Consider the following 14,380-nt stretch of genomic DNA (forward strand, 5'->3'; position numbering starts at 1 on the left):
GCGGGCACAAAGCCCGCCTGCTTCTTCTACGGCTCAAAAGGCTGACGATAAAACTGATCGTGATTGCATTCGGGGCAACGTGACAGCGTTTCCGGCGTATAAATGGCGCGAGTGAAGTGGCATTTTTCGCAGACCAGATTGCCCAGGCCCACCACCTCACCACTTTGGTACACACCGTGATGTTGCAAATCCTGAAAAACCTCACGCCACTCTAACTGACTTTTATCCGTAATATCTGCCAGCTCCTTCCAGATGCTTTCCCGAATCACGCGCATAAAAACGGAGTCGGCGACCGGCTCTTCCGCCTCTGCATAGTTACGGCCAAACTCTGCCAGATCGCGACGCACCGACGTCAGCGCCCGATCGATTTCGTCCGGCGTCAGATCGGAGTGCGCTTGTAAATGACGGCGCCGATCGTCGACTAATGTATCCAGATCGCGATCGCCGTGGCGAAGACGTTCGGTTAATACCGCCAGTGAGGCGTGATATTCCTGGGCCACTTTATTCATTTTATTCTCCTTTTTGCGCTCAGTACCTGTACTAAGTTTAGCTACTTTGTCACATTTGCCCGGCTCGCTGGGTAAGGAAGCGTAAAAGAGTGAAAGCAGGGATGCGTTGACGATAAATCGCCCCCGTAAAAGTGGGAAGTGTTGTTGATGTGCGGCCTTATGGGTATGCTATGCGGATCGTAAAGTCAGCAAAGTGTCATCTATTAAGGACCACAGGCAGCCATGCAAGAGCAATACCGCCCGGAAGAGATTGAATCCCGCGTTCAGCAGCAGTGGGATGAAAACGAAACGTTTAAAGTGACTGAGCAGGAAGGCAAAGAGAAGTACTACTGCCTGTCTATGCTGCCCTATCCTTCTGGCCGCCTGCACATGGGCCACGTTCGTAACTACACCATCGGCGACGTCATTGCGCGTTATCAGCGCATGCTCGGCAAAAACGTGCTGCAGCCAATTGGCTGGGACGCCTTCGGTCTGCCTGCGGAAGGCGCGGCGGTCAAAAACAATACCGCGCCGGCGCCCTGGACTTATGACAACATCGCGTACATGAAAAACCAGCTTAAGCTGCTGGGATTTGGCTATGACTGGAGCCGCGAGCTGGCGACCTGTCAACCGGAGTATTACCGCTGGGAACAGTGGTTCTTCACCAAACTGTATGAAAAAGGCCTGGTGTACAAAAAAACCTCGGCGGTGAACTGGTGCCCGAACGATCAGACCGTACTGGCTAACGAGCAGGTTATCGATGGCTGCTGCTGGCGCTGTGACACCAAAGTCGAGCGCAAAGAGATCCCACAGTGGTTCATTAAAATCACTGATTACGCCGAAGAGCTGTTAAACGATCTGGATACGCTGGAAGAGTGGCCTGAGCAGGTCAAAACCATGCAGCGTAACTGGATCGGCCGTTCTGAAGGGGTGGAAATCACCTTTGACGTGGCAGACAGCAGCGAAAAAGTGACAGTTTATACCACGCGTCCGGACACCTTCTACGGCGCGACCTATGTCGCTGTCGCCGCCGGTCATCCGCTGGCGGCACAGGCGGCGGCCAGCAACCCTGCTCTGGCTGATTTTATCGCAGAATGCCGCAATACCAAGGTAGCCGAAGCCGATATGGCCACCATGGAAAAGAAAGGCATGGCGACAGGCCTGTCTGTCGTGCATCCGTTAACGGGTGAACGTCTTCCTGTGTGGGTCGCGAACTTCGTCCTGATGGAATACGGTACGGGTGCGGTCATGGCCGTGCCGGCGCATGACCAGCGCGACTGGGAATTTGCGACCAAATACGATCTGCCGATCAAACCGGTTATCCTCAATCTGGACGGCAGCGAGCCTGACGTCAGCGCCGCCGCGATGACCGACAAAGGTACGCTGTTTAACTCTGCCGAGTGCAGCGGCCTGGATCACAGTGCCGGTTTTAACGCCATTGCAGATGCGCTGGCGGCAAAAGGCGTTGGCGAGCGTAAAGTTAACTATCGCCTGCGCGACTGGGGCGTTTCTCGTCAGCGTTACTGGGGCGCGCCGATTCCGATGGTAACCCTGGAAGATGGCACCGTCATGCCGACACCAGAAGACCAGTTACCGGTGATTCTGCCGGAAGACGTGGTCATGGACGGCATTACCAGTCCGATTAAAGCCGATCCGGACTGGGCAAAAACCACCGTGAACGGTCAGCCTGCGCTGCGCGAAACCGATACCTTTGATACCTTTATGGAATCGTCTTGGTACTACGCGCGTTATACCTGTGCAGACTACAAGGACGGTATGCTGGACCCGGCTGCAGCAAACTACTGGCTGCCGGTAGATCAGTATGTCGGCGGTATCGAACACGCCATCATGCACCTGATGTATTTCCGCTTCTTCCATAAACTGCTGCGTGATGCAGGCCTGGTGAATTCGAATGAGCCAGCCAAACGTCTGCTGTGCCAGGGCATGGTGTTAGCGGATGCGTTCTATTATCTGGGCGTTAACGGCGAACGTAACTGGGTTTCGCCGGTTGACGTGACCGTCGAGCGCGATGAGAAAGGCCGCATTGTTAAAGCCGTAGATACTCAGGGCCGCGAGGTGATTTACGCGGGCATGAGCAAAATGTCCAAGTCGAAAAACAACGGCATCGATCCCCAACTGATGGTTGAGCGCTATGGTGCCGATACCGTCCGTCTGTTCATGATGTTTGCCTCGCCTGCGGATATGACGCTGGAGTGGCAGGAATCCGGTGTGGAAGGGGCAAACCGCTTCCTGAAACGTGTCTGGAAACTGGTCTACGATCATTCACAGAAAGGTGCAACGGTTGCCCTGGACGTCGCCAGCCTGAATGACGATCAGAAAGCGTTGCGCCGCGACCTGCACAAAACCATTGCCAAAGTGTCGGATGATATTGGTCGTCGCCAGACCTTTAACACCGCGATTGCGGCGGTCATGGAGCTGATGAACAAGCTGGCGCGTGCGCCGCAGGACAGCGAGCAGGATCGTGCGTTGATGCAGGAGGCCTTACTGGCCGTGACGCGTTTGCTGTATCCGTTCACCCCGCATGCCAGCTACGTGCTGTGGCAGACGCTGGGCGGCGAAGGCACTATCGACAATGCGGAATGGCCAGTGGCGGATGACGCCGCAATGGTCGAAGATTCTCTGCTGGTCGTGGTGCAGGTCAACGGTAAAGTGCGGGGTAAAATTACTGTGGCAGCCGAGGCTACACAGGAGCAGGTTCAGGCGCGCGCTGCTGAGGAGCCCCTGGTGGCGAAATACCTTGATGGTGTGAGCATTCGTAAAGTCATTTATGTACCGGGCAAACTGCTTAACCTGGTTGTGGGTTAAGTTCAGGAGGAACTGTGCGACATCCGATTATCAGGTTGTTTGTCATGCTGGCGGCGGTGATCACCGCTGGCTGTGGTTTTCACCCGCGCGGCACCACTCAGGTGCCGACGGAACTGCGAACGCTGGTCTTAGAAACGGGCGATCCTTACGGGCCGCTGACGCGCGTGGTGCGTCAGCAGTTGCGAATCAACAACGTTAACATCGTTGAAGCGACGCAGAAAAACAGCATGGTCGTACCGACCCTGCGTCTGGGCGGGGAATCTCAGGGCCGAAGCACCGCATCCGTCTTCATCAGCGGCACCACCGCTGAATATCAGATGGCGATGGTGGTTACGGCTCAGGTCTTGATTCCCAACAAAGGGATCTACCCTATCAGCACGACCGTTTATCGCTCGTTCTTTGATAACCCGAACGCGGCCCTGGCGAAAGATGCGGAACAGGACATGATCACCCAGGAGATGCGTCAACGTGCAGCCGAACAACTGGTTCGTAAGCTGTTGGCGGTACATGCGGCCCAGATGGACAGCCCGCAGACATCCTCTTCGTCAACGGTGGCAAAACCGGTTCACTCTGCTGCGGGAACGGCCTCTTCCGCGGCACCCCTGACGCAATGATCAGGATTTATCCGGAACAACTCAGCGCGCAGCTCCGTGAGGGGCTGCGCGCCTGTTATTTATTAACCGGCAATGAACCTCTGTTGTTGCAGGAAAGTGCGGATGCCATTCGCGCCAGCGCCGTGGCGCAGGGCTTTGAAGAACATGTGAGTTTTACCCTGGATGCACAAACAGACTGGGACAGCCTGTTTGTCAGTTGCCAGTCAATGAGCCTGTTTACTCAGCGACAGACGCTTACATTGCAGTTTCCTGAAAATGGTCCCAATGCCGCCATCGCCGAACATCTGATCACGCTCGCCTCGCTGCTTCATGAGGATATTTTGCTGATTTGCCGGATGGCGAAACTCAGCAAAGCGCAGGAAAACAGCGCCTGGTTTAAAGCGCTGTCAGCCCATGCGGTGCTGGTCCCCTGCCAGACGCCGGAGCAGGCGCAACTGCCGCGCTGGGTCACCAGCCGGGCCAAAGCGATGAGGCTCGCGATCGACGATGCGGCGGTCCAGCTACTCTGTTACTGCTACGAAGGTAACCTGCTGGCGCTGGCGCAGGCACTTGAACGTCTGTCTCTTCAGTGGCCCGATGGCAAGCTCACGCTACCGCGCGTTGAAGCCGCAGTCAGTGATGCCGCGCACTTTACGCCTTATCACTGGGTCGACGCGCTACTGGCAGGCAAGAGCCGTCGCGCACTGCATATCCTGCAACAGTTGGAAAGTGAAGACAGCGAAGTGACGATATTGCTGCGGACGCTGCAGCGCGATCTGATGACTCTGCTGCACCTGCAACGTCATCAGACACAGCAACCTCTGCGTACACTGATGGATCAACAGCGCATCTGGCAAAATCGCCGTCCTCTCTTTACTGAGGCGTTGCAGCGCCTTGATGCAGCGCGCTTACAACAGGCAATCCATCTGTTGACGCAAATCGAAATTACGCTGAAACAGGATTATGGACAATCGGTCTGGCCACAGTTGCAAACGCTGTCGATGCTGATTGCCAACCGTGCTTTTCCCGCGAGTTTTGCACATGTCTGATTTACACGCCCTGTTTGGCGGCACCTTCGACCCGATCCATTTCGGCCATTTACGCCCGGCAGAAGCGCTGGCGCAGCAAACTGGCCTGGCCCGGGTTACCCTGTTGCCCAACAATGTGCCGCCGCACCGGCCGCAGCCGGAAGCCAGTCCGCAACAGCGCCTGGCGATGCTGCGGTGCGCTATTCGCGATCGGCCGCTTTTTGATATCGATACGCGCGAACTGCAACGGGACACGCCCTCATGGACTGTCGATACGTTAGAAGCCATACGGGCTGAACGTGGCGATCAGCCGTTAGGGTTTATTATCGGTCAGGACTCATTACTGACGCTTGCAAAATGGCATCGCTGGCAGGATTTACTGAGCCTGTGTCATCTGCTGGTGTGCCAGCGACCAGGCTATCCGACTGAGATGGCGACGCCGGACATGCAGGACTGGCTGGACAGACACGTGATCCACGATCCTCAGGAACTGCAGCAGCGTCCGGCCGGCGGCATCTGGCTGGCAGAAACCCCGCGCTATGCCATTTCAGCTACCGAAATTCGCAAGCGTCGTCATCAGCATCTCGCCTGTGACGATTTACTGCCCGCCTCGGTAATCGACTATATCGACCGCGCCGGCTTATATCGCGACTGATATGGGCGTGATATACTACGCCGCTAAATTTTTCGGCTGTATCCCGGGCGTCAGCCAGCCCGCTCTCACCAGTTTTTAAAGGGGAACCTTTTGCAAGGTAAAGCACTCCAAGAGTTCGTTGTTGATAAGATTGATGATTTGAAAGGTCAGAACATCGTCACCCTCGACGTTCAGGGTAAATCAAGCATTACTGATTTCATGATCATCTGCACCGGCACCTCGACGCGCCACGTTACCTCAATCGCTGAACACGTTGAGCAGGAATCCCGCGCCGCCGGCCTGATGCCGCTGGGCGTTGAAGGCAAGACGGCCGCTGACTGGGTTGTGGTCGACCTCGGTGAAGTCATCGTGCATGTGATGCAGGAAGAGAGCCGTCAGTTATATGAACTGGAAAAGCTCTGGGGTTAAGCGGTGAAATTGCAGCTTGTTGCCGTCGGCACCAAAATGCCTGACTGGGTGCAGACCGGTTTTATGGAATACCTGCGTCGTTTTCCCAAAGACATGCCGTTTGAACTGACGGAAGTTCCGGCGGGCAAACGGGGTAAAAATGCCGACATCAAACGCATCCTGGAAAAGGAAGGTGAAGCGATGCTGGCCGCCACAGGTAAAGGCAACCGGATTGTCACGCTGGATATTCCCGGACAGCCCTGGGAAACCCCACAGTTGGCCCAACAGCTGGAACGCTGGAAACAGGATGGCCGCGATGTCAGCCTGCTGATTGGCGGCCCGGAAGGGTTAGCGCCAGCCTGCAAAGCGGCGGCGGAACAGAGCTGGTCGCTTTCGGCCTTAACGTTGCCTCATCCGCTGGTGCGCGTGCTGGTTGCCGAAAGCCTCTATCGCGCATGGAGCATTACGACAAATCATCCTTATCATCGTGAATAACCGATAAGCTCACTCCAGACATTACAAGTAGCGGATGAAATTACAAAGCAACGCCTTTCGCGATTACAGCGCCGAACAAAAAGTCTTTGTCCGCAGGGCTTTTATTGCTTTTGTCGGCGTCTTACTGCTCTCCTCCGTGCTGGTGGTTAATCTCTATCACCTGCAGATTTTACGTTTCGACGATTACAGTACCCGCTCCAACGAAAACCGAATCAAACTGGTGCCGGTCGCGCCCAGCCGCGGCATCATCTATGACCGCACGGGTACGCCGCTGGCCCTGAACCGGACCATTTACCAGGCAGAACTGGTGCCGGAAAAGGTCGATGACCTGAAACAAACCCTGCAAAATTTGCGTCCGGTCCTCGAACTCACCGATGAGGATATCGAGGCGTTTGAAAAAGAGCGTAAACGTTCACGCCGCTTCACGTCGATTCCGGTTAAAACCGGGTTGAATGAGGTGCAGGTGGCGCGCTTTGCGGTAAATCAGTATCGCTTTCCTGGCGTAGAAGTGAAAGGCTACCAGCGCCGCTACTATCCCTATGGCCAGACACTGACTCATGTTGTGGGCTATGTGTCGAAAATTAACGACCGCGACGTAGCCCGTCTGGATAAAGAGGGAAAATGGCCCAACTATGCGGCGACGCATGATATCGGCAAACTCGGTATCGAAGCCTATTACGAAGACCTGCTGCATGGCAAAACCGGCTATGAAGAGGTCGAAGTTAACAACCGTGGCCGGGTCATACGGCAGTTGCACGAGCAGTCGCCCCAGGCCGGTCGCGATATTTATCTGACTATCGATCTCAAACTGCAGCAGTATATCGAGACGCTGCTGGCCGGTAGTCGCGCAGCGGTCGTGGTCAGCGATCCGCGCACCGGTGAGATTCTGGCGATGGTGTCGACCCCCAGCTACGATCCCAACCTGTTCGTTGACGGCATTTCCAGCAAAGACTATCGCGGCTTGCTGAACGATGAAAATCGCCCACTCTATAACCGTGCGATTCAGGCCGCTTATCCGCCTGCTTCTACCGTTAAACCCTATGTTGCCGTCTCCGCCCTGAGTGCGGGGGTGATTAACCGTAATACCAGCCTGTTCGATCCTGGCTGGTGGCAACTCCCCGGCTCCGAGAAACGCTACCGTGACTGGAAAAAATGGGGACATGGTCGCCTGAATGTCACCAAATCGCTGGAAGAGTCCGCTGATACCTTCTTTTATCAGGTTGCCTATGACATGGGCATCGATCGCCTGTCGGAGTGGATGACGAAATTTGGCTATGGCATGCGCACCGGCGTTGACCTGCCTCAGGAAAGCGCTGGCAACATGCCGACGCGTGACTGGAAAATGCGTCGCTTTAAAAAGCCCTGGTATCAAGGCGATACCATTCCAGTCGGCATCGGTCAGGGTTACTGGACAGCGACACCGTTGCAGATGAACAAAGCGATGATGATTCTTATCAACGACGGCATCATCAAAGTGCCGCATTTGCTGCGCGCGACCCGTGAAGGCCGTACGCTGGTGCCTTATCGTCAGCCGCCTTCCCAGCCGATTGGCGATATCCACTCTGGCTACTGGGAAATTGCCAAAGACGGCATGTACGGCGTCGCCAACCGGCCAAACGGCACGGCCCACAAAAGCTTTGCCGATGCGCCTTACAAAATTGCCGCGAAGTCTGGTACCGCACAGGTCTTCGGTCTGAAAGAGAACGAAACGTATAATGCGCATAAAATCGCTGAACGCTTACGTGACCATAAGCTGATGACCGCTTTCGCGCCTTACGATAAACCACGCGTTGCCGTCACCATGATTCTGGAAAACGGCGGGGCCGGTCCGGCAGTGGGTACGGTCATGCGCCAGATTCTGGATCACATTATGTTAGGCGATAACAATACTGTCCTGCCGGATGCTGCGCCTACACCACCTGGCTATGAAGGTGAATAATCATGTCGATGAATGACAGCCCGCAGAAGCGGACGATCTGGATGCGCATGCACATTGATCCGCTGTTTATGCTGATCATCCTTGCGCTACTGACCTACAGCGCCATTGTTATCTGGAGTGCCAGCGGCCAGGATCCCGGCATGATGGAACGTAAACTGGGCCAGATCGCCATGGGATTAGTGGTGATGCTGGTGCTGGCGCAGGTCCCGCCGCGAGTGTATGAAGGCTGGGCACCTTATCTGTATATTATCTGCGTCATTCTGCTGATCGCGGTGGATGCTTTTGGGCAAATCAGTAAAGGCGCACAGCGCTGGCTGGATTTGGGGTTTGTCCGCTTTCAGCCTTCCGAGATCGCCAAAATTGCGGTGCCGTTAATGGTGGCGCGTTTTATTAACCGCGATGTCTGTCCACCTACCCTGAAGAATACCGCAATTGCGCTGGTGCTGATTTTTCTTCCCACACTGCTGGTGGCCGCACAGCCTGACCTCGGCACCTCGATTCTCATCGCCGCGTCCGGGCTGTTTGTGCTGTTTCTGTCGGGCATGAGCTGGAAACTGATTGGCATTGCCGTCCTGCTGGTCGCAGCCTTTATTCCTATCCTGTGGTTCTTCCTGATGCATGATTATCAGCGAGACCGCGTGATGATGCTGCTTGATCCGGAAAGCGACCCATTGGGCGCGGGCTATCACATCATTCAGTCAAAAATCGCCATTGGCTCCGGCGGCTTGCGCGGTAAAGGCTGGCTGCACGGTACTCAGTCACAGCTGGAATTCTTGCCGGAACGTCATACGGACTTTATTTTTGCCGTGCTGGCCGAAGAGCTGGGTCTGGTCGGCGTGTTGTTACTGCTGGTGCTCTACCTGCTGTTAATCATGCGCGGCCTGATCGTCGCCGCCCGGGCACAGACCACCTTTGGGCGCGTCATGGCGGGCGGATTAATGTTGATTTTATTCGTCTATGTTTTCGTTAACATTGGCATGGTTAGTGGTATCTTACCGGTGGTTGGCGTTCCGCTGCCGCTGGTCAGCTATGGCGGCTCGGCGCTTATTGTGCTTATGGCGGGATTTGGCATCGTAATGTCGATCCACACACACCGAAAAATGTTATCTAAAAGTGTTTAAGAGGTCGCAGATGCGTAAGGACTGGCTTGGCGTTGTATTGGCTTCAATGGTGTTGGCTGCATGTTCTACCCAGGAACCGCAACAGCAGAGTGCTCCACCCCAGCCCGCCTACAATGGCCCGGTGGTGGAAATTCCTGGCGTTGAGCCGCGTTATGAGCCGGTCAATCCGTCGACCAGTCAGGACTACAGCGTCAATGGCAAGACTTATCACATCATCAAAAATCCGGCTAACTACAGTGAAGTCGGATTAGCAGCCTGGTATGGCGACGAAGCCCAGGGCAGCCGTACCGCCATCGGCGAGCCTTTTGATCCGGATGCCCTGACCGCCGCGCATCCGACACTGCCGCTGCCAAGTTATGTGCGCGTCACGAATCTGGCCAACGGACGTCAGATTGTCGTGCGCGTTAACGATCGTGGCCCTTACACGCCAGGACGCATTATCGATCTGTCGCGTGCGGCCGGCGATCGTCTGAACATCTCCAATAACACCCGCGTCCGCGTGGATTACATCAGCGTCGCGCCAGATGGCACGCTCTCGGGTCCGGGTACTATCGGCACTGTTGTGGCAAAACAGAGTTACGCCCTGCCAGCGCGTCCCGATCTGAACGGCCCCGTCATGAGTTCGCCCTCCGTCATGAACGGCGGCGGTCAGACGCAAACGGCACCGGCAATGGAAACGACACCTGCCGCACAGGACGTGTCGCCCATCAGTAATGCGACGCTGAAAACGGACAATGCCATGGGCGCGCCCGTTCAGAGCAGTGGTTTCCTGGGGGCCCCTCAGCCCTTACCGAGCGGTGTTCTGGAAGGCAGTGAGCCAGAGGCGGCCCCCGCCACTGCCGCTGCCGCACCGGTGGTTGCCAGCGCCGCCGCGCCTCACGCCGCTTCATCCAGCCAGAGCAGCAGCGCTTCGCTGTCCGGCTATGTCGTCCAGGTCAGCGCTATCAATGATGCAGCACGTGCGCGCCAGCTGCTCAGCAGTCTGCGCCAGCGCTTCGGCGTACCCGGCGCAGTGGAAAACGCCGGGAACAACGTCTATCGCGTACAGCTCGGCGGTTACAAAACCCGTGCCGAAGCTGTGGCGCTACAGCAGCGCCTGAGCCGTGAGGGTCAGAGCGCGGCTTTTGTGACCACCGCAGGTCGTTAAACAACAGCTTTACTCATGACTGGTAACGTCTGTTAACAACCCAGTTATCAAGCCGGATGCCTGTTAATCAGGCATTTGTTATGATGAATGACTTTTTTTAACCCTAAACCCATGGATGTTGTCGTCCCACACATGAACACGCTGAAACCTTCTCGTTTGTTAAAACGCCTGACAGTGGGATCACTGATCGCTTTCTCTCTCAGCCATGCCGCCATTGCTGATGATGTCAATCTTAAGACCATGATTCCGGGCGTTCCGGATATTGATGCGGAAGCCTACGTTCTAATCGACTACAACTCAGGCAAAGTGCTGGCTGAAAAGAACGCCGATGCACGCCGCGATCCTGCCAGTCTGACGAAGATGATGACCAGCTACGTGATCGGTCAGGCAGTGAAAGCCGGGAAAATTCATCAGGACGACATGGTGACTGTTGGTCAGGATGCCTGGGCAACGGGCAATCCGGTCTTTAAAGGATCATCACTGATGTTCCTGAAACCCGGCGATCGCGTACCGGTTTCTCAGTTAACGCGCGGTATCGTCCTGCAGTCCGGCAATGATGCCTGCGTCGCGATGGCGGACTATGTTGCCGGCAGCCAGGATGCTTTCGTAGGGCTGATGAACAACTACGTGAAAGCGCTGGGTCTGCAGAACACGCACTTCCAGACCGTCCATGGCCTGGACGCCGAAGGCCAATACAGCTCCGCCCGTGATATGGCGTTGATTGGTCAGGCGCTTATCCGTGATGTGCCGGAAGAGTATGCGGTTTACAAAGAAAAAGAGTTTACCTTCAACAACATTCGCCAGATGAACCGTAATGGTCTGCTGTGGGATACCAGTCTGTCGGTCGACGGGATCAAAACCGGCCACACCGCAGCGGCGGGCTATAACCTGGTTGCCTCTGCGACAGAAGGTCAGATGCGCCTGATTTCCGCCGTAATGGGTGGACATACCTTTAAGGGCCGTGAAACCGAAAGCAAAAAGCTGCTGACCTGGGGCTTCCGCTTCTTTGAAACGGTTGCACCGTTGAAAGCCGGCAAAGAGTTTGCCTCTGAGCCCGTGTGGTTTGGTAACAGCGATCGCGTACAGCTGGGCGTGGAAAAAGATGCGTATCTGACCATTCCTCGTGGCCGTATGAAAGACCTGAAAGCCAGCTATGTGCTGAGCAATACTGAACTGCATGCACCGTTGAAGAAAAATCAGGTTGTGGGCAGCATCAACTTCCAGTTAGATGGCAAAACCATCGATCAACGCCCTCTGGTGGTGCTGAACGAAGTCTCTGAAGGCGGCTTCTTTAGCCGTATCGTTGACTACATCAAACTGATGTTCCATCACTGGTTTGGTTAAAGGTGCATGGCGGCGGTTGAAAAACCGCCACCTCGCCCCCATTACAGGTTAATATGATGCTCCCGCTTCGGCGGGAGCCTGTTTTTTAAGTACCGGAGTGATTATGAAAACCAAACTGAATGAACTGCTCGAATTCCCGACCCCGTTTACCTATAAAGTGATGGGGCTGGCACAACCGGAGCTGGTTGATTTGGTGCTTGAAGTGGTGCAGCGCCATGCTCCCGGCGATTACAGCCCTGAAGTGAAACCGAGCAGCAAGGGTAACTATCACTCGGTCAACGTCACCATTAATGCGACACATATCGAACAGGTTGAAACCCTGTATGAAGAACTGGGCAAAATTGAAATCGTGCGCATGGTGTTGTAACACTGTCAGTCATACTGCCAACGGGCCATGTCGGTGTTACCGGCTGGCCCGTTTTTGTTTGCTGACCGCGCCGGTGCGGCGGAAAACGTCTCAGCCTTCCTTTTACGCTCATCATTTCACTTCCGCGCGGCCGGCGTTATACTCAGCCTCTGCCCTCTTAACGGATATTCGTTTTGTCAGCTGAAACGCTCCTTATTCGCCAGCCTGGTTTATGTGACTGGCAGTTAACCTCAGACGCGATGCATCGCTACACCGACCAGCGCGACGCCGAAAGCCGTGATGAAGTCTGGCTGGTTGAACACCCGCCGGTCTTTACCCAGGGCCAGGCAGGCAAAGCCGAGCACCTGTTGATGCCCGGCTCGATTCCGGTGGTACAGAGCGATCGCGGCGGCCAGGTGACCTATCACGGTCCGGGCCAGCAGATCATGTATGTGCTGATCGATGTTAAACGTCGCAAAACCGGCGTGCGTCAGCTTGTCACCGCGTTAGAAGAAACGGTGATCGCCGTACTGGACAGCTTTGGTGTGGCGGCTCGGGCGCGCGCCGATGCACCCGGCGTTTATGTCGGAGAAGAAAAAATCTGCTCGCTGGGCCTGCGCATTCGCAAAGGATGCTCGTTTCATGGGCTGGCTCTCAATGTCGATATGGATCTCAGCCCGTTTTTGCGTATCAACCCCTGCGGTTACGCGGGCATGCACATGACGCAGTTAAAACATTTTTGCCCGGAGGTCACGCTGGCGGATGTCCGCCCACGGCTTGCCGAGACCTTCGCCCGCCAGTTAGGTTATCAGCAGGTGGAATGGCATGAGACGGAACCGGCCTTACCTTGACGGTGCGTGCGTATTTACAAATATGTAACTTATCACGCACGTCTGTGGCTGCTTCCTGGCCGCTGAGATGATATAATTTTTGCACTTTTTTCAAATAAAGTTGAAAGCCGCCTTCTCGGGTTGAGTGAGACAGCTTTCAAATCGCAATCCGACCGGAACCTGCTGATTTATGAGTAAACCAATTCAGATGGAACGCGGCGTCAAATACCGTGACGCAGACAAAATGGCGCTGATCCCGGTGAAAACCGTGGCCGTTGACCGGCAAGAAATCTTACGCAAGCCGGAGTGGATGAAAATCAAACTGCCTGCGGACTCCAGTCGTATTCAGGGCATTAAAGCGGCGATGCGTAAAAACGGTCTGCACTCTGTTTGTGAAGAAGCCTCCTGCCCTAACCTTGCCGAATGCTTTAACCACGGTACCGCCACCTTTATGATTCTGGGTGCAATTTGTACCCGACGTTGCCCGTTCTGCGATGTGGCACACGGTCGCCCCAACGCGCCCGACGCGAATGAACCCGGTAAGCTGGCACAGACCATTGCCGACATGGCATTGCGCTATGTGGTAATCACCTCCGTGGACCGCGACGATCTGCGCGACGGCGGTGCTCAGCACTTTGCGGACTGTATTACCGCCATCCGCGAAAAAAGCCCTAATATCAAGATCGAAACGCTGGTACCCGACTTCCGTGGTCGCATGGATCGTGCGCTCGAGATTCTGACCGCCACCCCACCGGATGTGTTCAACCACAACCTTGAGAACGTGCCGCGTGTATACCGTCAGGTGCGTCCGGGTGCCAACTATGAATGGTCGCTGAAGCTGCTGGAGCGTTTTAAAGAGGCGCATCCTGATGTACCGACGAAATCCGGTTTAATGGTTGGTCTGGGTGAAACCAATGCTGAAATCATTGAGGTCATGCGCGATCTGCGTCGTCACGGTGTGACAATGCTTACTCTGGGACAGTACTTGCAGCCCAGCCGTCACCATTTACCTGTTCAGCGTTATGTCAGCCCGGCGGAGTTCGATGAAATGAAAGAAGAAGCGCTGGCGATGGGCTTTACCCACGCAGCCTGTGGACCCTTTGTGCGTTCTTCTTATCACGCGGATATGCAGGCAAAAGGGCTGGAAGTGAAATAAGCATTCGCCGTTGTGTCAGGTGCAG

General features: G+C 55.4%; 14 protein-coding genes. 13 read left to right on the forward strand and 1 reads right to left on the reverse strand.

From position 1 onward, the window contains the following. Nucleotides 1-26: 26 nt before the first annotated feature. Nucleotides 27-509 carry a zinc ribbon-containing protein gene (locus GC090_RS14840; protein ID WP_006118415.1) on the reverse strand — a complete coding sequence of 161 codons (483 nt, stop codon included), beginning with the start codon at nucleotides 507-509 and terminating at the stop codon, nucleotides 27-29. 222 nt (nucleotides 510-731) lie between these two features. Between GC090_RS14840 and leuS the strand changes: the two genes are divergently transcribed. From leuS to lipA, 13 genes are all read left to right on the forward strand, one after another. Beyond that, complete coding sequence (gene leuS, locus GC090_RS14845; RefSeq protein WP_039342889.1) at nucleotides 732-3,314, forward strand: leucine--tRNA ligase; 2,583 nt, start codon at nucleotides 732-734, stop codon at nucleotides 3,312-3,314. A gap of 14 nt (nucleotides 3,315-3,328) precedes the next feature. Continuing rightward, on the forward strand, nucleotides 3,329-3,928 hold the full coding sequence (lptE, locus tag GC090_RS14850) for an LPS assembly lipoprotein LptE (protein ID WP_006118413.1): 600 nt from the start codon (nucleotides 3,329-3,331) through the stop codon (nucleotides 3,926-3,928). After that, nucleotides 3,925-4,956, forward strand: a complete 1,032-nt coding sequence (holA, locus tag GC090_RS14855) for a DNA polymerase III subunit delta (protein ID WP_039342893.1) — start codon at nucleotides 3,925-3,927, stop codon at nucleotides 4,954-4,956. The genes lptE and holA overlap by 4 nt, the downstream gene beginning before the upstream one ends. Beyond that, entirely contained in the window at nucleotides 4,949-5,590 is a 642-nt protein-coding gene (nadD, locus tag GC090_RS14860; protein ID WP_324020233.1) for a nicotinate-nucleotide adenylyltransferase, read from the forward strand. Before holA ends, nadD begins: the two co-directional genes overlap by 8 nt. A gap of 90 nt (nucleotides 5,591-5,680) precedes the next feature. Further along, entirely contained in the window at nucleotides 5,681-5,998 is a 318-nt protein-coding gene (gene rsfS, locus GC090_RS14865) for a ribosome silencing factor (protein ID WP_006118410.1), read from the forward strand. Nucleotides 5,999-6,001: 3 nt separating this feature from the next. After that, a complete protein-coding gene (rlmH, locus tag GC090_RS14870) occupies nucleotides 6,002-6,472 on the forward strand; it encodes a 23S rRNA (pseudouridine(1915)-N(3))-methyltransferase RlmH (RefSeq protein ID WP_006118409.1) in 471 nt (156 codons plus the stop codon). A 34-nt stretch (nucleotides 6,473-6,506) separates the two neighbouring features. Then, on the forward strand, nucleotides 6,507-8,411 hold the full coding sequence (gene mrdA / locus GC090_RS14875; protein ID WP_033737455.1) for a peptidoglycan DD-transpeptidase MrdA: 1,905 nt from the start codon (nucleotides 6,507-6,509) through the stop codon (nucleotides 8,409-8,411). An 8-nt stretch (nucleotides 8,412-8,419) separates the two neighbouring features. Beyond that, entirely contained in the window at nucleotides 8,420-9,532 is a 1,113-nt protein-coding gene (mrdB, locus tag GC090_RS14880) for a peptidoglycan glycosyltransferase MrdB (RefSeq protein ID WP_006118407.1), read from the forward strand. A gap of 10 nt (nucleotides 9,533-9,542) precedes the next feature. After that, on the forward strand, nucleotides 9,543-10,679 hold the full coding sequence (gene rlpA, locus GC090_RS14885) for an endolytic peptidoglycan transglycosylase RlpA (protein WP_324020237.1): 1,137 nt from the start codon (nucleotides 9,543-9,545) through the stop codon (nucleotides 10,677-10,679). Between the two features lie 132 nt (nucleotides 10,680-10,811). Further along, nucleotides 10,812-12,023: a D-alanyl-D-alanine carboxypeptidase DacA gene (gene dacA, locus GC090_RS14890; RefSeq protein WP_006118405.1), complete on the forward strand. Its 1,212-nt coding sequence runs from the start codon at nucleotides 10,812-10,814 to the stop codon at nucleotides 12,021-12,023. Between the two features lie 103 nt (nucleotides 12,024-12,126). After that, a complete protein-coding gene (gene ybeD, locus GC090_RS14895; RefSeq protein WP_006118404.1) occupies nucleotides 12,127-12,390 on the forward strand; it encodes a DUF493 family protein YbeD in 264 nt (87 codons plus the stop codon). A 173-nt stretch (nucleotides 12,391-12,563) separates the two neighbouring features. Beyond that, on the forward strand, nucleotides 12,564-13,220 hold the full coding sequence (gene lipB / locus GC090_RS14900) for a lipoyl(octanoyl) transferase LipB (protein WP_039342901.1): 657 nt from the start codon (nucleotides 12,564-12,566) through the stop codon (nucleotides 13,218-13,220). Nucleotides 13,221-13,389: 169 nt separating this feature from the next. Continuing rightward, nucleotides 13,390-14,355, forward strand: coding sequence for a lipoyl synthase (gene lipA, locus GC090_RS14905; protein ID WP_006118402.1), 966 nt, complete (start codon nucleotides 13,390-13,392; stop codon nucleotides 14,353-14,355). The last annotated feature ends 25 nt before the right edge of the window (nucleotides 14,356-14,380 follow it).

The organism is Pantoea sp. JZ29, from assembly GCF_035190385.1.
GTDB lineage: Bacteria > Pseudomonadota > Gammaproteobacteria > Enterobacterales > Enterobacteriaceae > Pantoea > Pantoea stewartii.

Coding starts and splice junctions, on each gene's coding strand:
- mrdB (WP_006118407.1), top strand. CDS start 8,420: ATGAATGACAGCCCGCAGAAGCGGACGATCTGGATGCGCATGCACATT.
- GC090_RS14840 (WP_006118415.1), bottom strand. CDS start 509: ATGAATAAAGTGGCCCAGGAATATCACGCCTCACTGGCGGTATTAACC.
- nadD (WP_324020233.1), top strand. CDS start 4,949: ATGTCTGATTTACACGCCCTGTTTGGCGGCACCTTCGACCCGATCCAT.
- mrdA (WP_033737455.1), top strand. CDS start 6,507: ATGAAATTACAAAGCAACGCCTTTCGCGATTACAGCGCCGAACAAAAA.
- leuS (WP_039342889.1), top strand. CDS start 732: ATGCAAGAGCAATACCGCCCGGAAGAGATTGAATCCCGCGTTCAGCAG.
- dacA (WP_006118405.1), top strand. CDS start 10,812: ATGAACACGCTGAAACCTTCTCGTTTGTTAAAACGCCTGACAGTGGGA.
- rlpA (WP_324020237.1), top strand. CDS start 9,543: ATGCGTAAGGACTGGCTTGGCGTTGTATTGGCTTCAATGGTGTTGGCT.
- holA (WP_039342893.1), top strand. CDS start 3,925: ATGATCAGGATTTATCCGGAACAACTCAGCGCGCAGCTCCGTGAGGGG.
- lipA (WP_006118402.1), top strand. CDS start 13,390: ATGAGTAAACCAATTCAGATGGAACGCGGCGTCAAATACCGTGACGCA.
- ybeD (WP_006118404.1), top strand. CDS start 12,127: ATGAAAACCAAACTGAATGAACTGCTCGAATTCCCGACCCCGTTTACC.